We start from the raw sequence: 26,781 nt of genomic DNA, 5'->3' as shown, positions 1-26,781 counted from the left end.
CATTGATAAATTGCACATTGTCATTTATAATTTAGATTTGTTATGATGACTTAAGATAAAAGATCTGAATGGGATAAATGCCATTGAAAGGAAGAATAGTTGATATGAAAATTCAAGATTATACAAAAGAAATGGTTGATGAAAAATCTTTTATTGATATGGCCTATACTTTGTTGCATGAAAAAGGCGATACAATGAATTTATATGATATTATTGATGAGTTTAAAGCTATTGGACATTATAATGATGATGAAATTGAAGATCGTATCGTACAGTTCTATACGGACTTAAATACAGATGGTCGTTTCTTAAACGTTGGTGAGAATATTTGGGGATTACGCGACTGGTATTCAGTTGACGATATTGAAGAGAAGATTGCACCAACAATTCAGAAGTTTGATATTCTTGATGACGAAGACGAGGAAGATAAGAACTTAAAGTTACTTGGTGAAGATGATAATGATGAAGATGATGATATACCTAAAGTTACAGAAGACCAAGAAACTTTAAATGACCCGGAAGATCCAGAAGAAAACAAAGTGGATCAAGTCGAAGAGGAAATTGATGAATCAGATATCGTTATCGATGAAGATGACGAAGAGGACGAAGACGATCTTGAAGAAGATGATTATGAAGAGGAAGAAGAAGATTCTAAGCAAGAATAAATCATAAAATAAATATAATCATTTAATTGACTTTTCTTGTGAAAGTGATAGAATTTTATTCGGGCTCCTTTAATTAGGACGACGTGTATAAAACATATACGCTCCCCCTTACTATGATGTGAGAGGGAGCGATTTTTTTATTTTATAACAAAAAACATTGGTAAATATGTATGTATTTTATAAATTATTGAAAAGCACCTAGCGTCAATTTTTTCGATATGCATTTCATTATTCAAAATGCGTTTGTAAAAGCGTTTGGGTTTTAGAGTAAATGTTAATTTTCAGTTTAAAAGAAATTCCAATCATGATTATAGTAATAGTTTAACTTTTTGTTTTTATTTATAGGAGGCATATTATGACAAAATTTATTTTTGTAACAGGTGGGGTTGTATCTTCCTTAGGAAAAGGTATTACTGCTGCATCTTTAGGTAGATTATTAAAAGATAGAGGATTAAAGGTAACTATTCAAAAGTTCGACCCTTATTTAAATGTTGACCCGGGAACGATGAGCCCCTACCAACATGGTGAGGTATTCGTAACCGATGATGGTGCAGAAACAGACTTAGATTTAGGACATTATGAAAGATTTATCGACATTAATTTGAACAAATATTCAAACGTAACAGCGGGTAAAGTTTATTCACACGTGTTGAAAAAAGAACGTCGTGGCGATTATCTAGGTGGTACAGTTCAAGTTATCCCTCATATCACAAATGAAATTAAAGAACGTTTATTACTTGCTGGTGAGAGTACAAACGCTGATGTGGTTATTACTGAAATCGGTGGAACTACAGGTGACATTGAATCATTACCATTTATCGAGGCGATTAGACAGATACGTAGCGATTTAGGGCGCGACAATGTGATGTACTTACACTGTACGTTATTACCATATATTAAAGCTGCTGGTGAAATGAAGACGAAACCAACACAACACAGTGTGAAAGAGCTACGTGGTTTAGGTATTCAACCAGATCTCATCGTTGTGCGTACAGAGTATGAAATGACTGCCGATTTAAAAGATAAGATTGCTTTATTCTGTGACATTAATAAAGAGAGCGTTATTGAATGTCGTGACGCTGAATCATTATATGAAATTCCATTACAATTAAGTAAACAAGATATGGATGATATTGTTATCGAAAGACTAGCGTTAAATCCGAAGTACGATACACAATTAGATGATTGGGAAAACTTATTAGATACAGTAAACAATTTAGATGGCACGATTAAGATAGGATTAGTAGGTAAATATGTAAGCCTACAAGATGCTTATTTATCAGTTGTTGAATCGTTAAAGCATGCGGGTTATCCATTCAAAAAAGATGTTGAAGTTAAATGGATTGATTCGAGTGAAGTAACAGATGATAATGTTGCTGAATATTTAGCAGATGTTGATGGCGTTTTAGTGCCTGGTGGCTTTGGTTTCCGTGCAAGTGAAGGGAAAATATCAGCGATAAAATATGCACGTGAAAATAATGTGCCATTCTTTGGTATTTGTCTAGGCATGCAACTAGCGACAGTTGAGTACGCAAGAAATGTACTTGGTTTAGAAAATGCCCACTCAGCAGAATTAGACCCAAATACGCCTTACCCAATTATTGACTTATTGCCAGAGCAGAAAGATATTGAAGATTTAGGCGGGACTTTAAGATTAGGTCTTTATCCATGTCATATTAAAGAAGATACTTTAGCTTATAACATCTACAACAAATTAGATATTGAAGAAAGACACCGCCATCGTTATGAATTCAATAATGAATATAGAGAAAAGTTAGAATCTAATGGAATGGTCTTTTCAGGAACAAGTCCGGATGGCCGATTAGTGGAAATGATTGAAATACCTAAAAATGATTTCTTTGTGGCATGTCAATTCCATCCTGAATTTTTATCAAGACCGCAACGACCTCAACCAATCTTTAAAGCATTCGTTGAAGCGGCAATGAACAAACAAAAATAGTTATTTTGAATTAATTAGATTTGAAATACTAGCTTATAATAAAAACGATGATTTCTACTGAGAAATGTAGAAATCATCGTTTTTTGTTTTTCAAAATAAATAAGAGGTTAGTTCAATATACACGTGTATTACAAATCTAAATCTCGAATCATCTCTACCATTTGTGTGTAGATTTCGTAATAAATATAATGAAAAGCGATAGGGTGTGGTTCCACTACTTTATCGTAATCTTCTGTAAATACGATAGGTCTTGGTGAACTTAAGTTGACGAAGTGGAATAAGTGATCCGGAAATTCAATATTTTTAGGTTTATTACATATGAGAACAAAATCAGTGTCTTCTTTAATTAAAGCATTAACATCTTCTTCTACCTGCTCAGTGTAAAATGGTGCAAATAATAATACACGATCAGTCGTGTCTAATTGGTGGAAATCAGATAATGTTTCAAGTGCTTTACTAGATTTTAGTTGTTCTTTGCTGTTGAGTATATAAGATTCATAAAACTTTAAATCGTCATAACCTTTAATATAAACATGACCTTCACCGCCGATAGCCTGAATCAGACATTGACTCGCCATTTGAACATCTATACTTTGATCTTCTATACGGTTAAAAATACCGGTTAATTGAGTAGTTAATATTTTCGACATCGTTTACCTCCATTCCTACATTTATCTATTGTAAAAAACGTACGTGTCGATTGCAATATTATGCATGTTTCTGAAATAAAGATAAAGACAACAGTAAAATTAAAAACGCTTTCAAAGATACTGAATAATGCAAAAAGTTTATTAATTTGGTATAATGATTTTGTAAAATTATGTGCATAATGCACCAAGGAGGAACTTTCATGCCTTTAGTTTCAATGAAAGAAATGTTAATAGATGCAAAAGAAAACGGTTATGCAGTTGGTCAATATAACTTAAATAACCTAGAATTTACACAAGCAATTTTAGAAGCTTCACAAGAAGAAAATGCGCCAGTTATCTTAGGTGTATCAGAAGGTGCTGCTCGTTACATGGGTGGTTTCTACACAGTTGTTAAAATGGTTGAAGGATTAATGCATGATAAAGAAATCACTATTCCAGTTGCAATCCACTTAGACCATGGTTCTAGTTTCGAAAAATGTAAAGAAGCAATCGACGCTGGATTCACTTCAGTTATGATTGATGCTTCTCATGAACCATTTGAAGACAATATTGAAATCACTTCAAAAGTGGTAGAATATGCACATGCAAACGGTGTTTCAGTTGAGGCTGAATTAGGTACAGTTGGTGGACAAGAAGATGACGTCGTTGCAGATGGTGTAATTTACGCTGATCCAAAAGAATGTCAAGAACTTGTTGAAAGAACAGGAATCGATACATTAGCACCTGCATTAGGTTCAGTACATGGACCATATAAAGGCGAACCTAAATTAGGATTTAAAGAAATGGAAGAAATTGGTGCATCAACTGGTTTACCACTTGTATTACATGGTGGAACTGGTATCCCAACGAAAGATATTCAAAGAGCTATTCCATACGGTACAGCTAAAATTAACGTAAACACTGAAAATCAAATTGCTTCAGCAAAAGCAGTACGTGAAACATTAAATAAAGATCAAGATATGTACGATCCTCGTAAATATTTAGGTCCTGCACGTGAAGCGATTAAAGCAACAGTTATTGGAAAAATTAAAGAATTTGGTACTTCAAACCAAGCAAAATAAATTTCAAACTTTAAATCAAACCGATGTTATCTATTATATAAAGATGACATCGGTTTTTTATTTTATAGGTAGTCTTTATTCAAAATTATACTTACAAAATTTATACATTAGTGGATGGTTTATTTTATAAATTTCAATATTTTATACTAATCACTATTTAAATTTTTAAACTCTGATGTATTACATAAATGTTGTATGAAAAAACATAAATTTATGATTTAATTTATGCTCCATTGGGAAAAAGTAAGTAGATAAATATATCAATTTACATAAAGCTTTATATTGATCGTTACAAAACAAAATACCATATGTTTTACAAAGCGAATCGATATAATTTATAATTCATACGTATTATAAAATAGAAAATCGAATGATAGGTAAAGGAGAACAAAACGAATGGTTCAAGAAGTGATTAAAATTAGAGGTGGTCAAACACTTAACGGTAATGTGGATATCCATGGGGCAAAGAATAGTGCAGTAGCAATTATTCCAGCAACAATTTTAGCAGAAGAACAAGTGACTATTGATGGGTTACCACAAATTTCAGATGTAGAAACTTTAGTAAGTCTATTAGGTGATTTGAATATTAAAACTGATTTAGATGGAACAACGCTTAATGTGGATCCAACTCAAATTGAAAATACTTCATTGCCTAATAATAAAGTAGAATCATTGCGTGCATCTTATTATATGATGGGCGCATTGTTAGGTCGATTTAAGAAATGTGTGATTGGCCTTCCAGGTGGCTGTCAATTAGGACCAAGACCAATTGATCAACATATCAAAGGTTTCAAAGCATTGGGTGCCACAATTGATGAATCAAGTGACTCTTCAATGAAAATTGAAGCAGAAAAGTTAACAGGCGCTAATATTTATTTAGATATTGTAAGTGTTGGTGCAACGATTAACATCATGTTAGCTGCAGTTCGCGCTGAAGGACAAACTAAATTAGAAAATGCAGCAAAAGAACCTGAAGTGGTAGACGTTGCTAACTTCTTATCTAGTTTAGGTGCCGATATTAAAGGTGCAGGAACATCAACAATTAAGATTAATGGCGTTGATCGTTTACATGGTTCTAGACACCAAGTTATTCCTGATCGTATAGAAGTAGGAACTTATATGTGTATTGCTGCAGCAAGTGGCGAACAAATGCGAATCAATAATATTATACCTACGCACGTAGAATCACTAATCGTTAAACTAAAAGAACTCGGTGTAGATTTAGAAGTCGGAGAAGACTATGCTGTAATAAATAAAAGTGATGCGTTCAACAGTGTTGACATCAAAACGCTAGTTTATCCTGGCTTTGCTACAGACTTACAACAACCGATTACACCATTATTATTCAAAGCAGATGGTGTTTCATTTGTAACAGATACAATCTATCCTGCACGTTTCAAACACGTGGATGAATTAAAAAATATGGGTGCAAATATTGAGGCTGATCAAGGCACTGCAACAGTTAAACCTTCTACACTAACAGGTACTGATGTGTATGCAAGTGACTTACGTGCTGGTGCATGCTTAATTGTCGCTGGATTACTAGCTGAAGGCGTAACGACGATTCATAACGTTAAATATATCCATAGAGGCTATGCAAATATTGTTGACACATTAAATGGATTAGGCGCAGATATTTGGACAGAAGAAATTTAAAATCTATGGTATAATAAGTATACTCTAGTTAAGATACATGTATCTTAAAGATTATAGTGATATGAGGTGATTACCATGGAGGTTTGCCCTTATCTAGAAAAGACCTTTAAAATTTTAGGGAGAAGTTGGAACGGTCTTATCATAAATTATTTATCTAGATGTACAGAAAGATCTGCGCATTTTTCAGATATGAAACGTGATTTAAAAACAATAACGCCACGTGCACTTAGTCTCAAGTTGACTGAACTTAGTGAATGGGGACTCGTTGAAAAGAAGATTATTTCTAAAAGTCCATTGAACATTTCGTATCAATTAACTGACAAAGGTTATGCATTAGCTGAGGCGCTCGTTCCAATTGAAGACTGGGCACACGATCATTTGGATTTGGAAGAAAACTAAATATATTGTTTTATTGTAAGGTAGGCCATATTAGTACTTTGTTATGGTCTGCCTCTTTTGTATTGGAACTTAATATTCAGCTCATAGATGAGATGGATTTTTTTCATTAACTATATGTTGAAACACTGCAAATACAGTCATGTAAAGGGATTCACAATGTTTGCATGAGCAGAAAAGTTTAAATATAAAATTGATAGGTTAGAATAAAAGTAACGATATAGACAAAAGGAGTGAATGTACGATGAGAAATTTCACTAAACAATATATTGATGGTGAATGGGTAGAAAGCGCTAGTGGAGAAACTTTAGATGTTATCAACCCAGCTACCGAAGAAGTGGCAGGCACAATTGCTAAAGGTAACGAAGACGATGTAAATAAAGCTGTAGAAGCTGCAGATAGAGTTTATGTAGAGTTTAGAAATACAAGTGTCAAAGAAAGACAAGATTTACTAGATAAGATTGTTAAAGAATATGAGAATAGAAAGCAAGATATTATAGAAGCAATTACAGATGAGTTAGGTGCACCATTGTCAGTTTCTGAAAATGTCCACTATCAAATGGGCTTAAATCATTTCACAGCTGCAAGAGATGCTTTAAATGACATGGAATTTGAAGAAAGACGTGGAGACGATTTAGTAGTTAAAGAAGCAATCGGTGTAGCAGGACTTGTTACGCCTTGGAACTTCCCTACGAACCAAACTTCATTAAAACTAGCAGCTGCATTTGCAGCAGGTAGTCCAGTAGTATTAAAACCTTCAGAAGAAACACCATTTGCAGCTATTATTTTAGCTGAAATCTTTGACAAAGTAGGCGTACCTAAAGGTGTGTTTAACCTAGTAAATGGTGACGGCGCTGGAGTAGGAAATCCATTAAGTGAACATCCTAAAGTTAGAATGATGTCATTCACTGGTTCAGGCCCTACAGGATCAAAAATCATGCAAAAAGCTGCTGAAGATTTCAAAAAAGTATCACTTGAATTAGGTGGTAAATCACCTTATGTTATTTTAGATGATGCAGATGTTGAAGAAGCAGCAAAAGCAGCTACAAGTAAAGTTGTAAACAATACGGGGCAAGTTTGTACAGCAGGTACGAGAACATTAGTACCTGAAAGCATGAAACAAGATTTCTTAACAGCAGTTAAAGAACAATTTAGTAAAGTTAAAGTTGGAGACCCTCGTGAAGAAGGCACAGAAGTTGGTCCTATTATTAGTAAAAAACAATATGACCAAGTTCAATCATATATTGATAAAGGTGTAGAAGAAGGTGCCGAATTATTCTTCGGTGGCCCTGGTAAACCTGAAGGATTAGATAAAGGTTATTTCGCTCGCCCAACAATCTTTAATAACGTTGAAAATAGCATGACTATTGCTCAAGAAGAAATATTTGGTCCAGTAATGTCTATCATCACATACAATGATGTGGATGAAGCTATTAAGATTGCTAACGATACTAAATATGGACTAGCAGGTTATGTATTCGGTAAAGATAAAGAAACATTGCATAAAGTTGCACGTTCTATCGAAGCTGGAACAGTAGAAATTAACGAAGCAGGACGTAAACCAGACTTACCATTCGGTGGTTATAAACAATCTGGTCTAGGTCGTGAATGGGGCGATTACGGAATCGAGGAATTCTTAGAAATCAAATCAATCGCTGGTTATTACAAATAATAAAAGAGAAGGGGTAGCACCCTTCTTTTTTTATGCATTAATTTATCTAGTCAAAAAAATTAATTTATGGTATATTTTTAATGCAAATATTTTAATATTATATTTGTATTAATAGAAATAAGATATTTATTTCTGTTGAATTTTTTTAATAAATACATCGCTATAATATAGCGGTGTTTTTTTATCGGAGGTGGACTAGACAAAAACGGATTATAGAGCAATATTTATTTAACCATCAATAAATAAATGTGGAAAAACAATAAATTCATACATGCAATGAAAGTATTATATTGCATTATTTATAAACTGAATCTTTATAAGAGGAGTGTCTCAATGGAACATATAGATGAGGAAGAATATAGGCAGATTACTGAAACAATATTACTCGCAGGACGAATTTTGCTAGAATCTGGCGCTGAAACGAGTCGTGTTGAAGAGACGATCTTTTCGATGGCTAGAAATTTTGGTTATTATCATTGCGAAGCTTATGTTATAAGTAACATTATTAATGTTTCATTAGAAGAAGGTAGAGCACCTAAGATTGTACGTATTCAAGCGAACACAACAGATTTAAGAAAAATATATGAAGTTAATCTCGTAGTAAAAAGAATCATCCACCAAGAAATTGATACGTTCGAAGCGGAGAAAATATTGAAAAAAATTGACGAAAAGACCCCAATGTATAGTTTCATATATAAAGTCTTATTAGCCGGGTTGATTTCATTTTGTTTCCTTTATTTACAAGGTGGAGAATGGATAAACACGCCAAGTGCAGTAATCGCTGGAATGGCAGGTTTCGCTATTGCAGAAGGAATAAAAACGAAAACTTTAGTACTCTTCATCCCTGACTTTATAGGCGCCATTGCTATCGGTGTATTGGTTACATTAGGACATGCGCTTACCCCAGATTCGAAATTAACTCCAGTACTAGTTGCAGGTATTATGCCAATCGTACCCGGTGTGTTAATTACTTCAGCGATACAAGATTTATTCAGTCGTCACATGTTAACTTTTACAGCAAAATTATTACAAGCAATCGTGATCAGTTTCGCTATCGGGTCAGGACTTGCTGTATCATTACTATTTAAATAGAGGAGGCTAGTTGCAATGACATTACTTTTACATATTGTATTAAGTTTTTTAACGTCATTTGCTTTCAGCTTTATATACAACAGCCCTAAACGTACATTCGTTTACTCAGGTCTTGCTGGTTGTTGTGGTTATATGGCTTCGTACTTAGTAGAAACGTATTTTGGTATAGACAGTATTTATTCAAAATTCATTGGAAGTTTAGCACTTGGTTGTGTGAGTCAAATCTTGGCGCGTAAGTTCAAGGTGCCTGTTATATCATTCTTAGTAACAGGTTTAATACCATTAGTGCCAGGTAGTATTATTTCACGCGCAACACAAAAGTTAATCCAACTCAATTTTGGAACTGCTACTCCAATTTTTATTGAAGGTATGTTAATTGCAAGTTCAATCGCTTTAGGTTTATTAATTTCAAACCAAATTGCGAAAATGCTAGGTTTCAACCAAGTTACTAAGGAAGATTATTACCCAAACTAATATACTTTTACGATATTATGACACAATGACTTTTTAGAAAAAGTATTCATAAATATTTATAAAAAGAAGCGATGAGGCTGGGACAAGAATAGTTGTCTCAGCTTCTTTGTTAACTAGTAGGACTATGAAATCTCAATTAGAAAATTCGATTTCTGTCTCACTTCCATCGTTTTTTTAATTCTAAAACATTACCTTTTTAAACTGGTATTACGTGAAGAATCGATAGGGTACATTAAAAATTAAATAAAAGTAAAATTTTGATATATTCCTCATTTAAAATTAAAGAACGATATAAATATGTAATTATTAGCATGTGTATCTATTTTACTCGAATCTGAAAAGTATAATGCTTACAGAAATACATTTTGTATTTAAATAGAAAATTTGCTATAGTTAGAAAAGTAAATAACGGACATAGCTCGTTATTTAAATACTTATTTATGAAATGGGTGCAATTTAATGCCTGAAAAAGAACGAACATCACCTCAATACGAATCGTTCCACGAGTTATATAAAAATTACACTACAAAAGAGCTCACTCAAAAAGCTAAATCTCTTAAACTTTCAAATTACAGTAAACTTAATAAAAAAGAACTTGTATTAGCTATCATGGAAGCACAAATGGAAAAAGATGGTAACTATTACATGGAAGGTATTTTAGATGATATCCAACAAGATGGATATGGCTTTTTAAGAACTGTAAATTATTCTAAAGGTGAAAAAGATATTTACATTTCGGCTAGCCAAATTCGTCGTTTTGAAATTAAACGCGGTGACAAAGTAACTGGTAAAGTAAGAAAGCCGAAAGATAATGAAAAGTATTATGGTTTACTACAAGTTGACTTTGTAAATGATGAAAATGCAGAAGAAGTAAAAAAACGCCCGCATTTCCAAGCGTTAACACCGTTATATCCTGAAGAACGTATTATGTTAGAAACATCTTCAAACAGTTACTCTACACGTATCATGGATTTAATTACGCCTATTGGTCTGGGGCAAAGAGGTTTGATTGTCGCACCGCCTAAAGCAGGTAAAACATCGTTATTAAAAGAAATTGCCAATGCAATTGCGACAAATAAACCCGATGCGGAGTTATTTATTCTATTGGTAGGAGAACGACCAGAAGAAGTAACTGACATAGAACGCTCCGTAGAATCAGCAGAAGTTGTACATTCAACATTTGATGAACCGCCACAACACCATGTTAAAGTGGCTGAGTTATTACTAGAACGTGCCAAACGATTAGTTGAAATTGGTAAAGATGTCATTATTTTAATGGATTCTATTACACGTTTAGCACGTGCATACAATCTCGTCATCCCACCAAGTGGTCGTACACTATCAGGTGGTTTGGATCCAGCGTCATTACATAAGCCTAAAGCATTTTTCGGTGCTGCCCGAAATATCGAAGCAGGTGGAAGTATGACTATCCTTGCTACGGCATTAGTAGATACAGGATCACGTATGGATGATATGATTTACGAAGAATTTAAAGGAACAGGAAATATGGAGTTACATCTCGATCGAAAACTTGCAGAGCGTCGCATATTCCCTGCCATCGACATAGGTCGCAGTTCTACAAGAAAAGAAGAACTATTAATATCTAAGAAAGAACTTGAATCGTTATGGCAGTTACGTAACATTTTCACTGATTCTATTGATTTCACTGAGCGTTTTGTACGTAAATTGAAACGTACTGACAATAACAAACAATTCTTTGAACAATTACAGAAGTCTGCAGAAGAAAGCACGAAGACAGGAAAGCCTATAATTTAAATTCATACCTATTGACATGTGACTAAGAAGTTTGAAATAGGGTTGCTTTTTAAAATTATAGCCTTTATAATTGGTTAGTATTGAGTAAAGCACTCACAAAATAACTCTGTTCCAGATGGTTCAGGGCAAAGGAGCTGAAAATAATGAAACAAAATATTCATCCCGAATACCACACAGTAATCTTTTTAGATACAACTACAGATTACAAATTCTTAAGTGGTTCAACTAAAACATCATCAGAAACTATGGAATGGGAAGATGGCAACGAATACCCAGTAATTCGTTTAGACGTATCTTCAGATTCACACCCATTCTACACAGGTCGTCAAAAATTCGCTGCTGCGGATGGTCGAGTGGAACGTTTCAACAAGAAATTCGGTTACAAATCAAAAAACAACTAATTTGTTGTATTCAAAAAGCATTCTCAATCAATGGGAATGCTTTTTTTATGATGCATATAACGTAAAATGTAAATGATTGCTACATTTTAAATTTATACATAAAACATCAAGATATCTGTGAAAATCTCGTATTTCGATTTTAAAATATGATATAATGAATCGATTATGTTTTGAAAAAGGTGGAACGTATCATGTATGAGACACATCATTCCGGGTGGATTGAATGTATTACGGGTAGTATGTTTAGTGGGAAATCTGAAGAACTGATTCGTCGATTGAGACGTGGATTATACGCTAAGCAAAAAGTGGTCGTATTTAAACCAGCAATCGATGACCGCTATCATAAAGATAAGATTGTTTCTCATGATGGCAATGAAATAGAAGCAATCAATATTTCATCAGCGGCCGAAATTATGAAACACGATTTATCAGATGTTGATGTTATCGGTATAGATGAAGTACAATTTTTTGAAAAAAATGTAGTACATATCATAGAACAATTAGCTAAAAAAGGACATCGTGTGATTACAGCAGGATTGGACATGGATTTTCGTGGTGAGCCTTTTGAACCTATTCCAGAGTTATTGGCAGTTAGTGAAGAAGTCATTAAATTACGTGCTGTCTGTGCAGTTTGTGGTGCTTCCGCAAGTCGTACGCAAAGGTTGATAGACGGTCATCCCGCCAAAGTTGATGACCCGGTAATCTTAGTAGGTGCAAATGAAAAGTATGAACCAAGGTGTCGCGCGCACCATATCGTTACACCAAGTGATAATGATAAGGAGGAAATGTAGTGTTTGATCAATTAGATATAGTAGAAGAAAGATATGAACAATTAAATGAGATGTTAAGTGACCCTGAAGTTGTCAATGATCCAGATAATTTACGTAAATATTCTAAAGAACAAGCTGATTTACAAAAAACAGTAGAGGTTTATAGAGAGTATAAACAAGTTAAGGAAGATTTATCAGACATTGACGAAATGATAAGAGAAACTAAAGACAAAGACGAGTTAGATATGCTCAAAGAAGAAAGTCAATCTTTAAATAGTCGTGTGCCTGGTTTAGAAGAGGAATTAAAAATGTTATTAATTCCTAAAGATCCTAACGATGATAAAAACGTTATCGTAGAAATTCGTGCAGCAGCTGGTGGTGACGAAGCGGCTATTTTTGCTGGTGATTTATTTAGAATGTATTCACGTTACGCAGAATCTCAAAATTATAAAACAGATATCGTAGAAGTTGCTGAAAGTGACCATGGAGGTTACAAAGAAATCAGTTTCTCTGTTTCAGGTGAAGATGCATTTAGTAAATTAAAATATGAAAATGGGGCGCACCGTGTACAACGTGTACCGGAAACGGAATCAGGTGGTCGTATCCATACTTCTACAGCTACTGTTGCCGTTTTACCTGAAGTTGAAGATGTTGAAATCGAAATACGTAACGAAGATATTAAAATCGATACGTACCGTTCAAGTGGTGCAGGTGGTCAGCACGTCAATACAACAGACTCAGCAGTACGTATTACCCATTTACCAACAGGTATTATTGCAACATCTTCTGAAAAATCACAAATTCAAAACCGTGAAAAAGCAATGAAAGTTTTAAAAGCCCGTTTGTATGACATGAAATTGCAAGAAGAACAACAAAAATATGCTGCTCAACGTAAGTCTGCAGTAGGTTCTGGTGACAGATCAGAACGTATTAGAACATACAATTACCCACAAAGTCGTGTAACAGATCATCGTATCGGTTTAACTTTACAGAAATTAGACCAAATCATCGAAGGTAAATTAGACGAAATCATTGATGCATTAACGGTTTCCGAACAAACTGAGAAATTGAAAGAATTAAACAATGCTGAACTATAAATCATTGTTAGGTCAGGCTCAACAGCAGTGCCTTCATAAAGGATTTGAAAAAAGTCGAGCAGAGTGGTTAATGCTCGACTTATTTCATTGGAATAAAACCGATTTGCTTTTGCATTTAAATGATGAAGTGACGGCTGAACATTTGAAACTTTATGAAAAAGCAACTGAAAGAATGCTAACTGGGGAACCGATACAATATATCGTCGGACACCAAACTTTCTATGGAGAAACATTTAAAGTTAATCAACATTGCCTCATTCCAAGGCCTGAAACTGAAGAAGTTATGTTACATTTCTTTCATCAACTTAAACATGAAGATCAAGTGGTAGATATAGGTACGGGTAGTGGTAACATTCCTATTATGCTTAAAAAATTAGACCCCACTTTGAAAGTATATGCGACTGATTTATATTCAGAACCATTAGAGATTGCAAAAGATAATGCCAAAAAACATAATACTGAAATCAACTTTCTACAAGGAGATACATTAACACCGTTATTCGAGCAAGGGCTCAAATTTAATGGTTTAATTTCAAATCCACCATATATTGATAATGAAGAAGCAAAAATGATGGAAGAAACTGTGCTTAAATACGAACCGCACCATGCATTATTTGCTGAATCACATGGTTACCAAATTTATGATCAAATATTAAGCCAACTACCAAAGGTATTATTGCCCCATGCAAAAGTTGTGTTTGAAATTGGATTCAAACAAGGAGAACAGTTAAAACAGATGATTTATGAGCGATATCCTCATTTGGAAGTGAATTTAATAAAGGATATCAATGGTAATAATCGAATTATTTCATTTGAATGGATATAAGAGTTATGCAACTTTAGTTAATTTAGAGTGCATAACTTTTTATTTTATTTTAAAATAATTATTAAATTGAAAGGATGTGAGTAAATGGATACTAAAGTTTGGGACGTTCGTGATTATCAGCAGAACTTAAATCAATATGAAAATTTAGATGAAATCAAATTAACGTTTGAACGTGGTGGTCTCGTTGCTTTGCCCACAGAAACGGTTTATGGCTTAGGTGCTGACGCTAGAAATTCATTAGCTGTTGAAAAAATATATAAAGCAAAAGGACGCCCATCGGATAATCCGCTTATTGTACATATTCATCATCGCAGACAGTTGGAAGACTTTACTGAACCAATAAACGATAAAGTTGAACTGTTAATGGAACAATTATGGCCAGGGCCAATTTCGTTTATTGTGCCATTGAAACGTGGGTTTTTATGTGAGCGAGTAAGTGGAGGATTATCTTCTATTGCAGTAAGAATGCCAAGTCATTCGATAGGAAGACAATTACTTCAATATGTCGATATGCCCATCGCAGCTCCAAGTGCTAATTTAAGTGGAAAACCCTCCCCAACCACATTTCAACATGTATATAAAGATTTAAATGGCAGGGTAGAAGGTATAGTGAATGGTGATCAAAGTGAAGAAGGGCTTGAGAGTACAGTGTTAGATTGTACGCAGTATCCTTTTAGAATTGCACGACCAGGTGCAATTACGAAATCTATGATTGAAAAGATAATTCCTGATTGCGTAGATGACCAAGAAATATTAGATAGTGAAAAACCGATCGCACCAGGAATGAAGTATAAGCATTATGCACCTGAAACGCCATTGACAATTATCAATTCATTTGAAGGTTTGGAAAATGCAAAAGATACATGGAACAATAGTGCCTTTATTGTCCCTGATGACAAACAAAGTCTTGTACCTAAGCAAGCTCAACTTATTTCTTTATGCCAAAATGAAGAAGATATAAAAACTGCTAATCACAATCTATATCACATTCTACACGACTTAGATACAAATGAGGCCATCCAAGATGCTTACATTTATGGCTTTGAAAAAAGAGACGATACGATGGCAATTATGAATCGAATGGAAAAAGCAGCAGATCATCATATAGGTAAAGGAGACAATGTATGAAAGTAATTTTTGTTTGTACAGGAAATACTTGTCGCAGTCCAATGGCAGAAAGTATGGCACGTGAGAAAATGCCGCAACATAAATTTGAATCACGAGGCATATATGCAATGGAAGGCCAACCAACCTCTTCACATACAATAGAAGTGTTAAACGCTTATCAATTACCTAAACCTACAAATAGTCAACCGTTTAAACAAGAAGACTTATCAGCGGATCTTATACTGACAATGTCAACCGCTCATAAAGAAATGTTGCTCAGTATGTCTCAAAGTGCACACAATATTTATACTTTAAATGAATATGTCGAAGAACCTTATGAAGTTGCTGATCCATTTGGTGGCACAAAAGAGGCATATGAAACAATATATAAGCAATTAGATGACTTACTGAATAAATTGAAAATTAAATTAGCACAGCGTTAATTTTGTGAAATCAGTATAAGTGTATCTTTAAATGCGTTATAATGAATGCGTGTAGCAAATTTGTTATTACATGAATTGTGTCGCATAAAGCCAATGACAGATGTCATAAAGTGATGTCAAAAAGTGGAGGTGGGAAATATGAAAGAGTTAAAGTTATTGCTTGAATCCTTAAAAGCGCAGTCATTTTTTAAACCACAAGAATTATGTGTAATAGGTTGTTCAACTTCTGAAATTATAGGTGAGAAAATAGGTACGGTAGGTTCAATGGATGTAGCCCAAGAGATTTTCACTGAACTTAAAGAAATCGAACAACAAACCGGCGTATCATTTGTATTTCAAGGTTGTGAGCACATCAATAGAGCGATAACAATTGAAAAATCTCATTTCAACCCTCTTACTATGGAACAAGTTGATGTCGTACCAGATGTGCATGCGGGCGGTAGTTTAGCCACATATGCATATCAACATATGGAAGACCCTATTGTTGTAGAACATATCAAAGTACATAAAGGTATCGATATCGGACAGACACTTATCGGCATGCATCTGCATCATGTAGCTGTCCCTGTGCGCACAGATGTAAAGCAAATTGGCCAAGCAGTTGTTACTATTGCTACTTCCAGACCTAAGAAAATAGGTGGCGAAAGAGCAAAATATAATTAATACAGAAACGAGGAATTCCAATGTCATTTATTGAAAAGCAAGATAAAGAAATTTATGAAGTGATTCAAAATGAATTCAACCGTCAAAATAATAATATCGAACTGATTGCTTCTGAAAACTTTGTATCAGAAGCGGTAATGGAAGCACAAGGTTCAGTATTAACAAACAAATATGCGGAAGGTTATCCAGGTAGAAGATATTATGGAGGCTGTGAATACGTAGACGTTTCTGAAACATTAGCAATTGAAAGAGCTAAGAAATTGTTCGGTGCTGATCATGCTAACGTACAACCACATTCAGGTTCTCAAGCAAATATGGCTGTTTATTTAGTCGCTTTAGAACATGGAGATACAGTGTTAGGTATGAACTTAAGTCATGGTGGACATTTAACACATGGTGCCCCAGTTAACTTTAGTGGTAAATCATATAATTTCGTTGAATATGGTGTAGATAAAGAAACTGAAAAAATCGACTACGATGAAGTATTAAAAGTAGCAAAAGAACATAAACCTAAACTAATTGTTGCCGGTGCTTCAGCTTATTCACGTACAATTGATTTTAAAGGTTTCAAAGAAATCGCAGACGAAGTAGGGGCTAAATTAATGGTCGACATGGCACACATTGCAGGATTAGTAGCAGCTGGCTTACATCCAAACCCAGTGCCTCATGCAGACTTTGTTACAACAACTACGCATAAAACTTTACGCGGCCCACGTGGTGGAATGATTTTATGTAAAGAAGAATATAAAAAAGAAATCAATAAAACGATTTTCCCAGGTATCCAAGGTGGACCTTTAGAACATGTTATTGCAGGTAAAGCTGTTGCATTTGGTGAAGCTTTACAAGACGACTTTAAGACATATCAACAACAAGTTATTAAAAATGCTAAAACATTAGCTGATACTTTAACTAAAGAAGGTTTCAAAGTTGTATCTGGCGGTACAGACAACCATTTAGTCTCATTAAATGTAAAGGGTTCAGTTGGTATCACAGGAAAAGTTGCTGAAGAAACATTAGATTCTGTAGGAATTACATGTAATAAAAACACAATTCCATTCGATCAAGAAAAACCATTTGTAACAAGTGGTGTACGTTTAGGAACACCTGCAGCAACAACTCGTGGTTTTGACGAAGCTGCATTTGAAGAAGTTGCTAAAATCATCAGCTTAGTTCTTAAAAACCCAGAAGACGAAAAAGCTTTAAATGAAGGTAAAGAACGCGTTAAAGCCCTAACGACGAAGCATCCTTTATATAAGTAAATAGGAGGAAAGAACAATGGGAAAAGTACATGTTTTTGATCATCCACTTATTCAACACAAATTGAGTTACATTCGTGATGTCCATACAGGTACGAAAGAATTTAGAGAATTAGTAGATGAAGTCGGAATGTTGATGGCGTACGAAGTGACACGTGATTTGGAGTTACAAGATGTGGAGATTGAGACACCTGTTACTAAAATGACTGCTAAGAGATTAACAGGTAAGAAACTCGCTTTTGTTCCTATTTTGAGAGCAGGTTTAGGCATGACACAAGGAATTTTGACATTAGTACCTGCTGCAAGAATTGGTCATGTAGGGCTTTACAGAGACCCTGAAACATTAGAGGCAGTGGAGTACTTTGTAAAGTTACCTCAGGACATTGGAGAACGTGAAATTATTGTTGTAGACCCAATGTTAGCAACTGGTGCATCTGCTATTGAAGCAATTCATTCATTGAAAAAGCGTGGAGCAAAAAATATTCGTTTCATGTGTTTAATAGCTGCACCAGAAGGTGTTGAAAAACTTCAAAACGCACATGAAGATGTTGATATCTTTATAGCGGCGTTAGATGAGAAGTTAGACGATCATGCATATATTACACCTGGATTAGGTGATGCAGGAGATCGCTTATTCGGTACGAAATAGTATTTCTTGGAGTGGAGTAGTATGAAAAAAATAATGACCATTTTCGGAACGCGACCTGAAGCAATAAAGATGGCACCGCTTGTCTTAGCATTACAGCAAGATTCAGAGTTGCAACCTGTCGTGGTAGTCACCGCACAACATAGAGAGATGTTAGACGCTGTATTGTCTCATTTTAATATCAGTCCAGATTATGATTTGGATATAATGAAAGCAAAACAATCTCTAACAGATATTACTTCTCGCATATTAACGCGCATAGATGAAGTCATTAAAGAAGAACAGCCAGATATGATTTTAGTTCATGGAGATACTACAACTACGTTTGCGGGAAGTTTAGCTGCATTTTATAACCAAACTCCGATAGGTCATGTTGAAGCTGGCTTGAGAACTGGAAATAAATACGCTCCATTTCCTGAAGAAATGAACAGGCAATTAGTAGGAGTAATGGCTGATTTGCACTTTGCTCCTACTTATATTGCTTATCGTAATTTAATAGCTGAGCAAAAAAATGACAACTCGGTTGTAGTGACAGGAAATACTGCGATTGATGCTATGAAATCAACAGTGAATCTTAACTATGATTCAGAAATCATTAAGAAAAATAACGATAAGCGAATCATTTTATTAACAGCACATAGACGTGAAAATATAGGTGAACCTATGTCACGTGTCTTTTTAGCAATCCGTGACATTGTTGATGAGTTCGAAGATGTAGTGGTCGTATATCCCGTCCACAAAAATCCAAAAGTTAGAGCTTTAGCAGAAGAATATTTATCTCAGCACCCACAGATTGAACTTATTGAACCTTTAGATGTTGTTGATTTTCACAACTTTGCTCAACATGCGTACTTTATTTTAACTGATTCTGGCGGGGTCCAAGAAGAAGCACCCTCACTCGGCAAACCTGTTCTAGTCCTACGTGATACGACAGAGAGACCTGAAGGTGTAGAAGCTGGCACTTTAAAGCTCATTGGTACCCAGAAAAATGATGTGTATCAATCTATCAAACAATTGTTGGTTGACAAAGAGATGTATCAAGAAATGAGTACAGCAAAGAATCCATATGGAGATGGCTATGCTTCTCAACGTATTTGTGAACACATCAAATATTTTTTCAATTTGACAGCAGATAAACCAAATCAATTTAAATTATATTGATAAAATGTGGCTATTTTGTGACAAATCTAAAAAGAATTTTACTAAAATTTGAATAGAATTGACACGATTTACGCCCTATATTATTATTAAAAATGTATGATTGAAATGGTTTACATTTAAGAACTGCAAAGTCGGAAAGAGGCACAAAAATGAAACGTTTCAACATCATTTTCAATCAATATATACAGTATTACATATACGGTATTATTTTACTTGTTATTGTGTATTTTTTCACATATTCACCATTTGTATTAGGTCTTTTAATTGGAACAGTTGGTTCAATGATTATCACTTTTACTTTCGAGTATTTTTTAGCAAAAGCTAAAGAGAAAGATAATATACATATTTCAACAGGCAACATTTGGAGATATCTTACAGTGATACTAGCTTGTTGCATCTGGGTCATGTTCAGAGACGTAATCAATATATTTGGTGTTATGGTGGGACTATCTCTTTCTTATATCTTGTTGATTGTCAAACCATTTATAAGAAAGTATTAAAAAATTTTATATGAAAGAGGTGAGATTATATGCAACATGAGAGCCCTCTTGCTAGTTGGAAGGTTTTTGGCATAGATATTGTTTTTAATCTATCATCTATCATGATGTTGATTATTACATCGATTATTGTTTTTGTTATCGCTATTATATGCACACGTAATCTTCAAAAACGTCCAACTGGTAAACAGAACTTTATAGAATGGGTTTTTGATTTTGTAAGAGGGATAATTGAAAGTAACATGGCATGGTCTAAAGGTGGACATTTCCACTTCTTAGCAGTGACATTAATCCTTTTCTTATTTGTCAGTAACATGCTAGGCTTACCATTCTCAATCGTGACAGGGAACACTTTATGGTGGAAATCACCAACGGCAGATCCAACAGTCACATTGACACTTTCCGTTTTAATTATATTACTTACACATTATTACGGTATTAAGATGCGCGGTACGAAAAAGTACTTTGGTAATTACACGAAACCAATTTTCTTAATGCCAATTAACATCTTCGAAGAATTCACATCTACGTTGACTTTAGGACTACGTTTGTACGGTAATATTTATGCCGGAGAGTTATTACTCACATTACTTTCAGGGCTTGTAGTACACCAATGGGCATGGGGTTGGATTATTGGTATTCCAGGATTACTGGCATGGCAAGCATTCTCAATCTTCATCGGTGCTATCCAAGCTTACATTTTCATAATGTTATCAATGGTGTATATGTCCCATAAAGTTCAGGACGACCATTAAAATAAAGAAAAAAAACTAGGAGGATTTATAAATGAATTTAATCGCAGCAGCAATCGCAATCGGCTTATCAGCACTAGGAGCAGGTATTGGTAACGGTCTTATCGTATCTAGAACAGTAGAAGGTGTAGCACGTCAACCAGAAGCACGTGGTCAATTAATGTCAATTATGTTCATCGGTATCGGTTTAGTTGAGGCACTTCCAATCCTTGGTCTTGTAATTTCATTCATCGTAATGTTCATGAAATAATTCTGTTCCAAAGACGAATGACGAGAAAGGCGAAGCCATTACAGGCTTTCGCCATTCATTTTTATTAGAGTTACGATTATATTGGATGAAAGGAGTGTCAATTTAAGTGACTGCTACGACAAATATGTTTGTACTTGGGGCTTCTGGTTCTCACCACGGTGTAGAATGGGGAACTACCATAGTTACATTAGCGACGTTTATCATTTTACTTTTATTATTAAAGAAATTTGCTTGGGCACCATTAAAAGAAGTCATGGATAAGCGTGAACGTGACATCAATAAAGATATTGATGACGCGGAACAAGCTAAAATCAATGCACAAAAACTAGAAGAACAAAACAAACAAACACTAAAAGAAACACAAGAAGAGGTTCACAGAATTATAGAGGAATCTAAAATTCAAGCACGTCAACAACACGAAGAAATCATTCACGAAGCGAACATCAGAGCGAATGGTATGATTGAAACAGCACAAAATGAAATCAACAGTCAAAAAGAACGTGCAATTTCTGACATTAACAACCAAGTATCAGAACTTTCTGTGTTAATTGCATCTAAAGTATTACGCAAAGAAATTTCTGAAAAAGATCAAAAAGCATTAGTTGAAAAGTACATTAAAGAGGCAGGCGATAAATAATGGCTAATATTTCAAAAAAATATGCTAAAGCATTATTTGATACTGCCTTAGATGTGGATCAACTGGATGTCGTGTACGATGAATTTTCAATCATTGATCAAGTAGTACAAGAAGAAACAGCGAAATTAACAGAATTAGATCAAGATCCTCAAAGAGATACTCAACAACGTTTACAGATTGTAACGGTAGCATTTGGTCAAGCGAATACGTATTTGAGAAACATGTTAAAAGTGCTTGCTGAAAACAGACACTTGTCATATACACATGCTATTTTCAAAGAATATGAAATTCTTCTAAATGAACACCACAATCAAGATTATGCCATTGTTGAGTCTGTTTATGAGCTATCTGAAGATGATTTATCACGTATTGCAACGTTAATACAACAACGTACACAACTTTCAAAAGTTATGATAACTAATGAGATAAATCCAGACCTAATCGGTGGTATCCGTGTCAAAGTAGGAACAAAAGTTATGGATGCAAGTCTTCAAAATGATCTTGCGCAACTAGAGAAAAAATTTACTAGAGTGAAATAATAAATGAAGGAGTGACATTGATGGCCATTAAAGCTGAAGAAATCAGTGCTTTATTACGCTCACAAATAGAAAATTATGAGTCTGAAATATCAGTAACTGATGTTGGTACTGTTCTCCAAATTGGTGATGGCATCGCATTAATCCACGGATTAAACGATGTTATGGCAGGAGAATTAGTAGAATTTAAAAGCGGCGTTCTAGGTTTAGCACAAAATTTAGAAGAATCAAATGTGGGTGTTGTTATTTTAGGCCCATACAGTGATATTAAAGAAGGGGACGAAGTTAAACGTACAGGCCGTATTATGGAAGTACCAGTTGGTGACGAGTTAATCGGTCGTGTAGTTAACCCTCTAGGTCAACCAATTGATGGACAAGGTCCAATCGAAACAAGTAAAACACGTCCAATCGAGAAAAAAGCAACAGGCGTTATGGATCGTAAATCAGTTGACGAACCATTACAAACAGGTATCAAAGCGATTGATGCATTAGTACCTATCGGACGTGGTCAACGTGAGTTAATCATCGGTGACCGTCAAACAGGTAAAACAACAGTAGCTATTGATACAATCTTAAACCAAAAAGATCAAGATACTATTTGTATCTACGTAGCGATTGGTCAAAAAGACTCAACAGTTCGTGCAAACGTTGAAAAATTACGTCAAGCAGGCGCTTTAGATTACACAATTATCGTTAACGCTTCTGCTGCAGACCCTTCACCAATGCTTTATATTGCACCATATGCAGGTGTATCAATGGGTGAAGAATTTATGTTCAATGGTAAACACGTATTAGTAGTTTATGATGACTTAACAAAACAAGCATCAGCTTATCGTGAACTTTCACTTTTACTACGTAGACCACCAGGCCGTGAAGCCTTCCCAGGTGATGTCTTCTACTTACATAGTAGACTATTAGAGAGAGCTGCTAAGTTAAACGATGATTTAGGTGGCGGTTCAATCACTGCATTACCAATTATCGAAACGCAAGCAGGCGACATTTCTGCATACGTACCAACTAACGTAATCTCAATTACAGATGGACAAATCTTCTTACAATCTGATTTATTCTTCTCAGGTGTAAGACCAGCGATTAATGCTGGACAATCTGTATCTCGTGTTGGTGGTTCAGCACAAATTAAAGCGATGAAAAAGGTTGCAGGTACTTTACGTTTAGACCTTGCCTCATATCGTGAACTTGAATCATTCGCTCAGTTTGGTTCAGATCTAGACGAGTTTACAGCTCAAAAGTTAGAACGTGGTAAACGTACTGTTGAAATCTTAAAACAAGATCAAAATAAACCACTACCAGTTGAAAGCCAAGTGTTAATCATATACGCATTAACAAAAGGTTATTTAGATGACATCCCAGTTGAAGATATCATTCGTTTCGAAGACGAATTAAACCATTGGGCTAAAGCAAATGCTACTGATTTATTAGAAGAAATCAGAACATCAGGAAAACTACCAAGTGATGATAAATTTGATGCAGCAATTTCTGAGTTCAAAAAAGGTTTTAGCAAATCTGATCAAGCATAAGGATGTTAACAGTAAATAAAAAGGTGGTGAGATAATGGCATCTCTTAAAGAGATTGATACGCGTATAAAGTCAACTAAGAAAATGAAACAGATTACAAAAGCAATGAACATGGTATCCAGTTCAAAACTACGCCGTGCTGAAGAAAATACAAAGCAATTTACACCTTATATGGAAAAAATGCAAGACGCTATTACAGCAGTTGCCGGTGCAGACAAAAATTCAAATCATCCAATGCTACAACAACGTGAAGTGAAAAAGAGCGGATACTTAGTTATTACAAGTGATAAAGGTTTAGCAGGTGCGTATAATGCCAACGTCTTAAAACGTTTAGTAAAAGACATCGAAGAAAGGCATGATAGCCCGGATGAATATTCAATCTTAGTGTTAGGCCAAGTAGGTGTGGATTTCCTAAAAAACAAAGGATACAATATTCATCAATCTTTAGTTGAAATACCGGATCAGCCTTCGTTCAAAGAAATACAAGCTATAGCGAAAAAAGCAATAGACTTATATAGTGACGAAGAAGTCGATGAAATGAAAATATACTTTAGTCACTTTGTTACCGTACTAGAACATAGACCATCAATAAAAACAGTCCTTCCATTATCTCCAGAAGATTCAAGTACTGGTCATGGTCAAATGTCATCATATGAATTTGAACCAGATAAAGAATCTATATTGAGTGTTATTTTACCTCAATATGTAGAGAGCTTAATCTATGGAACGATCTTAGATGCTAAAGCCAGTGAACATGCAACACGTATGACAGCAATGAAAAATGCTTCTGATAATGCGACAGAACTTATTGATGATTTATCACTAGAATATAACCGAGCTAGACAAGCAGCAATCACGCAACAGATCACTGAAATTGTCGGTGGTTCAGCTGCACTTGAATAAAATTAAAGGAGGAAACAGCATGGGATTAGGCCGTGTAACACAAGTTATGGGTCCAGTCATTGATGTTCGTTTCGAACACAATGAAGTGCCAGAAATTAACAATGCCTTATTGCTAGATGTTGAACGAGACGACGAAACAGTATCTTTAACATTAGAAGTGGCGTTACAACTTGGCGATGACGTAGTACGTACGATTGCTATGGATTCAACTGATGGTGTCAAACGTGGTACAGAAGTTAAAGATAGTGGTCAAAGTATTACAGTACCAGTTGGTGATGCTACTTTAGGAAGAGTATTTAACGTACTTGGAGATTCAATTGATTTAGATGAGAAGATTGATGAATCAGCTCGTCGCGATCCAATTCATAGAGAAGCTCCTGCATTCGACGAACTTTCAACAAACGTTGAAATATTAGAAACAGGAATCAAAGTTGTCGATTTATTAGCACCTTATATTAAAGGTGGTAAAATCGGACTCTTCGGTGGTGCCGGAGTAGGGAAAACAGTTTTAATTCAAGAATTAATTAACAACATCGCTCAAGAGCACGGCGGTATTTCAGTGTTCGCCGGTGTTGGTGAACGTACACGTGAAGGTAACGACCTTTACTATGAAATGAGCGACAGTGGTGTAATCAAGAAAACTGCTATGGTCTTCGGTCAAATGAACGAGCCACCTGGCGCACGTATGCGTGTAGCATTATCTGGTTTAACTATGGCAGAGTACTTCCGTGATGAGCAAGGCCAAGACGTATTATTATTCATTGATAATATCTTCAGATTTACTCAAGCAGGTTCTGAGGTTTCAGCTTTACTTGGTCGTATGCCTTCAGCCGTTGGTTATCAACCAACACTAGCTACTGAAATGGGTCAATTACAAGAACGAATCACGTCTACAACTAAAGGTTCTGTAACTTCAATCCAAGCAGTATTCGTACCTGCCGATGACTATACTGACCCAGCGCCAGCTACAGCTTTCGCTCACTTAGATGCGACAACAAACTTAGAGCGTAAGTTATCAGAAATGGGTATTTACCCAGCGGTAGATCCACTTGCTTCTACATCACGTGCACTTGAACCTGCTATTGTTGGTCAAGAGCATTATGAAGTAGCACGTCAAGTTCAGGCTACATTACAAAAATACAGAGAATTACAAGATATCATTGCAATTCTTGGTATGGATGAACTTTCAGAAGAAGATAAGCAAACAGTTGAAAGAGCGCGTCGTATTCAATTCTTCTTATCTCAAAACTTCCACGTAGCTGAACAATTTACTGGTCAAAAGGGTTCTTACGTGCCAGTTAAGAAAACTGTAGAAGACTTCAAAGACATCTTAGAAGGCAAATACGATCACATTCCTGAAGATGCATTCCGACTTGCAGGTGGCATGGAAGATGTAATTGCAAAAGCTAAAGACATGGGTGTTGAAGTTTAATAAATTAGGAGGTATGGATAATGAGTACATTAAGCCTGGATATTGTCACTCCTAATGGTTCTGTTTACGACCGAGATGATGTTGAACTAGCAGTATTACAAACGACTGCCGGTGACATCGGTGTTATGTATGGACACATTCCTACAGTTGCAGCGCTAGAAATTGGCTTTGCGAAAATAAATTTTGACGGCGGTTCAGAATATATTGCAGTGAGTGAAGGTTTTGTTGAAGTCAGACAAGAAAAGTTATCAATTATTGTACAAACTGCTGAGCCTGCTAACGAAATAGACGTAGCTAGAGCAGAATTAGCTAAGTCTAGAGCAGAGTCTCACCTAAATAATGAGTCTGATGACACTGACGTTAATAGAGCCAAACGTGCATTAGAACGCGCGAATAACCGTATTCGTGTTGCAAATCTACAATAGTTAGTGGGAAAATATAAAAAACGCATATATTATACAACTTA

The 26,781-nt window shown here is 35.1% G+C and carries 29 protein-coding genes; 28 read left to right on the top strand and 1 reads right to left on the bottom strand.

What is annotated here, in order from left to right; genetic code table 11:
* Positions 1-104: 104 nt before the first annotated feature.
* Positions 105-665 (top strand): DNA-directed RNA polymerase subunit delta, encoded by a 561-nt coding sequence (gene rpoE, locus QQM35_RS00330; RefSeq protein ID WP_251518209.1) that lies wholly within the window; start codon positions 105-107, stop codon positions 663-665.
* 355 nt (positions 666-1,020) lie between these two features.
* Positions 1,021-2,625 carry a CTP synthase gene (locus tag QQM35_RS00325; protein ID WP_251518232.1) on the top strand — a complete coding sequence of 535 codons (1,605 nt, stop codon included), beginning with the start codon at positions 1,021-1,023 and terminating at the stop codon, positions 2,623-2,625.
* A gap of 128 nt (positions 2,626-2,753) precedes the next feature.
* Here QQM35_RS00325 and QQM35_RS00320 read toward each other — a convergent pair whose 3' ends face one another.
* Entirely contained in the window at positions 2,754-3,275 is a 522-nt protein-coding gene (locus QQM35_RS00320; RefSeq protein WP_251518233.1) for a DUF2529 family protein, read from the bottom strand.
* 200 nt (positions 3,276-3,475) lie between these two features.
* On the opposite strand from QQM35_RS00320, the gene fdaB reads away from it, so the two are divergent.
* From fdaB to QQM35_RS00190, 26 genes are all read left to right on the top strand, one after another.
* On the top strand, positions 3,476-4,336 hold the full coding sequence (gene fdaB, locus QQM35_RS00315) for a class IIb fructose-bisphosphate aldolase FdaB (protein ID WP_251518234.1): 861 nt from the start codon (positions 3,476-3,478) through the stop codon (positions 4,334-4,336).
* Positions 4,337-4,732: 396 nt separating this feature from the next.
* Positions 4,733-5,992: a UDP-N-acetylglucosamine 1-carboxyvinyltransferase gene (locus tag QQM35_RS00310; protein WP_251518235.1), complete on the top strand. Its 1,260-nt coding sequence runs from the start codon at positions 4,733-4,735 to the stop codon at positions 5,990-5,992.
* Between the two features lie 75 nt (positions 5,993-6,067).
* A complete protein-coding gene (locus QQM35_RS00305) occupies positions 6,068-6,391 on the top strand; it encodes a winged helix-turn-helix transcriptional regulator (protein WP_251518236.1) in 324 nt (107 codons plus the stop codon).
* 241 nt (positions 6,392-6,632) lie between these two features.
* The gene (locus tag QQM35_RS00300) at positions 6,633-8,060 is read left to right on the top strand and encodes an aldehyde dehydrogenase family protein (RefSeq protein ID WP_251518237.1); all 1,428 of its coding nucleotides are present in this window, start codon (positions 6,633-6,635) and stop codon (positions 8,058-8,060) included.
* Positions 8,061-8,393: 333 nt separating this feature from the next.
* Positions 8,394-9,152 carry a threonine/serine exporter family protein gene (locus tag QQM35_RS00295; protein WP_342610405.1) on the top strand — a complete coding sequence of 253 codons (759 nt, stop codon included), beginning with the start codon at positions 8,394-8,396 and terminating at the stop codon, positions 9,150-9,152.
* Positions 9,153-9,167: 15 nt separating this feature from the next.
* Entirely contained in the window at positions 9,168-9,626 is a 459-nt protein-coding gene (locus QQM35_RS00290; protein WP_251518239.1) for a threonine/serine exporter family protein, read from the top strand.
* Between the two features lie 459 nt (positions 9,627-10,085).
* On the top strand, positions 10,086-11,402 hold the full coding sequence (rho, locus tag QQM35_RS00285) for a transcription termination factor Rho (RefSeq protein WP_251518240.1): 1,317 nt from the start codon (positions 10,086-10,088) through the stop codon (positions 11,400-11,402).
* 143 nt (positions 11,403-11,545) lie between these two features.
* Complete coding sequence (locus QQM35_RS00280; RefSeq protein ID WP_251518241.1) at positions 11,546-11,803, top strand: type B 50S ribosomal protein L31; 258 nt, start codon at positions 11,546-11,548, stop codon at positions 11,801-11,803.
* 191 nt (positions 11,804-11,994) lie between these two features.
* A complete protein-coding gene (locus QQM35_RS00275; RefSeq protein ID WP_251518242.1) occupies positions 11,995-12,594 on the top strand; it encodes a thymidine kinase in 600 nt (199 codons plus the stop codon).
* Positions 12,594-13,670, top strand: a complete 1,077-nt coding sequence (gene prfA / locus QQM35_RS00270; RefSeq protein ID WP_251518243.1) for a peptide chain release factor 1 — start codon at positions 12,594-12,596, stop codon at positions 13,668-13,670. The genes QQM35_RS00275 and prfA overlap by 1 nt, the downstream gene beginning before the upstream one ends.
* The gene (prmC, locus tag QQM35_RS00265) at positions 13,657-14,496 is read left to right on the top strand and encodes a peptide chain release factor N(5)-glutamine methyltransferase (RefSeq protein ID WP_251518244.1); all 840 of its coding nucleotides are present in this window, start codon (positions 13,657-13,659) and stop codon (positions 14,494-14,496) included. The genes prfA and prmC overlap by 14 nt, the downstream gene beginning before the upstream one ends.
* Before the next feature lie 84 nt (positions 14,497-14,580).
* Positions 14,581-15,624 carry an L-threonylcarbamoyladenylate synthase gene (locus QQM35_RS00260; RefSeq protein WP_251518245.1) on the top strand — a complete coding sequence of 348 codons (1,044 nt, stop codon included), beginning with the start codon at positions 14,581-14,583 and terminating at the stop codon, positions 15,622-15,624.
* Positions 15,621-16,046, top strand: a complete 426-nt coding sequence (locus tag QQM35_RS00255; protein WP_251518246.1) for a low molecular weight protein arginine phosphatase — start codon at positions 15,621-15,623, stop codon at positions 16,044-16,046. The genes QQM35_RS00260 and QQM35_RS00255 overlap by 4 nt, the downstream gene beginning before the upstream one ends.
* Before the next feature lie 138 nt (positions 16,047-16,184).
* Complete coding sequence (locus QQM35_RS00250; protein WP_251518247.1) at positions 16,185-16,709, top strand: TIGR01440 family protein; 525 nt, start codon at positions 16,185-16,187, stop codon at positions 16,707-16,709.
* A 20-nt stretch (positions 16,710-16,729) separates the two neighbouring features.
* Positions 16,730-17,968: a serine hydroxymethyltransferase gene (gene glyA / locus QQM35_RS00245; protein ID WP_342610404.1), complete on the top strand. Its 1,239-nt coding sequence runs from the start codon at positions 16,730-16,732 to the stop codon at positions 17,966-17,968.
* Positions 17,969-17,984: 16 nt separating this feature from the next.
* On the top strand, positions 17,985-18,614 hold the full coding sequence (gene upp, locus QQM35_RS00240; RefSeq protein ID WP_251518249.1) for a uracil phosphoribosyltransferase: 630 nt from the start codon (positions 17,985-17,987) through the stop codon (positions 18,612-18,614).
* Positions 18,615-18,635: 21 nt separating this feature from the next.
* Positions 18,636-19,772, top strand: coding sequence for a non-hydrolyzing UDP-N-acetylglucosamine 2-epimerase (gene wecB / locus QQM35_RS00235; protein ID WP_251518250.1), 1,137 nt, complete (start codon positions 18,636-18,638; stop codon positions 19,770-19,772).
* 149 nt (positions 19,773-19,921) lie between these two features.
* Positions 19,922-20,272: an ATP synthase subunit I gene (locus QQM35_RS00230; RefSeq protein WP_251518251.1), complete on the top strand. Its 351-nt coding sequence runs from the start codon at positions 19,922-19,924 to the stop codon at positions 20,270-20,272.
* 29 nt (positions 20,273-20,301) lie between these two features.
* Positions 20,302-21,024 (top strand): F0F1 ATP synthase subunit A, encoded by a 723-nt coding sequence (gene atpB, locus QQM35_RS00225; RefSeq protein ID WP_251518252.1) that lies wholly within the window; start codon positions 20,302-20,304, stop codon positions 21,022-21,024.
* A 31-nt stretch (positions 21,025-21,055) separates the two neighbouring features.
* The gene (atpE, locus tag QQM35_RS00220; protein WP_251518253.1) at positions 21,056-21,271 is read left to right on the top strand and encodes a F0F1 ATP synthase subunit C; all 216 of its coding nucleotides are present in this window, start codon (positions 21,056-21,058) and stop codon (positions 21,269-21,271) included.
* Positions 21,272-21,377: 106 nt separating this feature from the next.
* Positions 21,378-21,908: a F0F1 ATP synthase subunit B gene (locus tag QQM35_RS00215; protein ID WP_251518254.1), complete on the top strand. Its 531-nt coding sequence runs from the start codon at positions 21,378-21,380 to the stop codon at positions 21,906-21,908.
* Entirely contained in the window at positions 21,908-22,447 is a 540-nt protein-coding gene (locus QQM35_RS00210; protein ID WP_251518255.1) for a F0F1 ATP synthase subunit delta, read from the top strand. The genes QQM35_RS00215 and QQM35_RS00210 overlap by 1 nt, the downstream gene beginning before the upstream one ends.
* A 20-nt stretch (positions 22,448-22,467) precedes the next feature.
* On the top strand, positions 22,468-23,982 hold the full coding sequence (gene atpA, locus QQM35_RS00205) for a F0F1 ATP synthase subunit alpha (protein WP_251518256.1): 1,515 nt from the start codon (positions 22,468-22,470) through the stop codon (positions 23,980-23,982).
* A 34-nt stretch (positions 23,983-24,016) separates the two neighbouring features.
* The gene (atpG, locus tag QQM35_RS00200) at positions 24,017-24,883 is read left to right on the top strand and encodes an ATP synthase F1 subunit gamma (RefSeq protein ID WP_251518257.1); all 867 of its coding nucleotides are present in this window, start codon (positions 24,017-24,019) and stop codon (positions 24,881-24,883) included.
* Positions 24,884-24,902: 19 nt separating this feature from the next.
* On the top strand, positions 24,903-26,315 hold the full coding sequence (atpD, locus tag QQM35_RS00195) for a F0F1 ATP synthase subunit beta (protein ID WP_251518259.1): 1,413 nt from the start codon (positions 24,903-24,905) through the stop codon (positions 26,313-26,315).
* 20 nt (positions 26,316-26,335) lie between these two features.
* Positions 26,336-26,740, top strand: coding sequence for a F0F1 ATP synthase subunit epsilon (locus QQM35_RS00190; protein ID WP_251518260.1), 405 nt, complete (start codon positions 26,336-26,338; stop codon positions 26,738-26,740).
* Positions 26,741-26,781: the final 41 nt, after the last annotated feature.

Source organism: Staphylococcus hsinchuensis, assembly GCF_038789205.1.
Classification (GTDB): domain Bacteria; phylum Bacillota; class Bacilli; order Staphylococcales; family Staphylococcaceae; genus Staphylococcus; species Staphylococcus hsinchuensis.
This window is presented reverse-complemented; position numbering and strand designations above follow the sequence as displayed.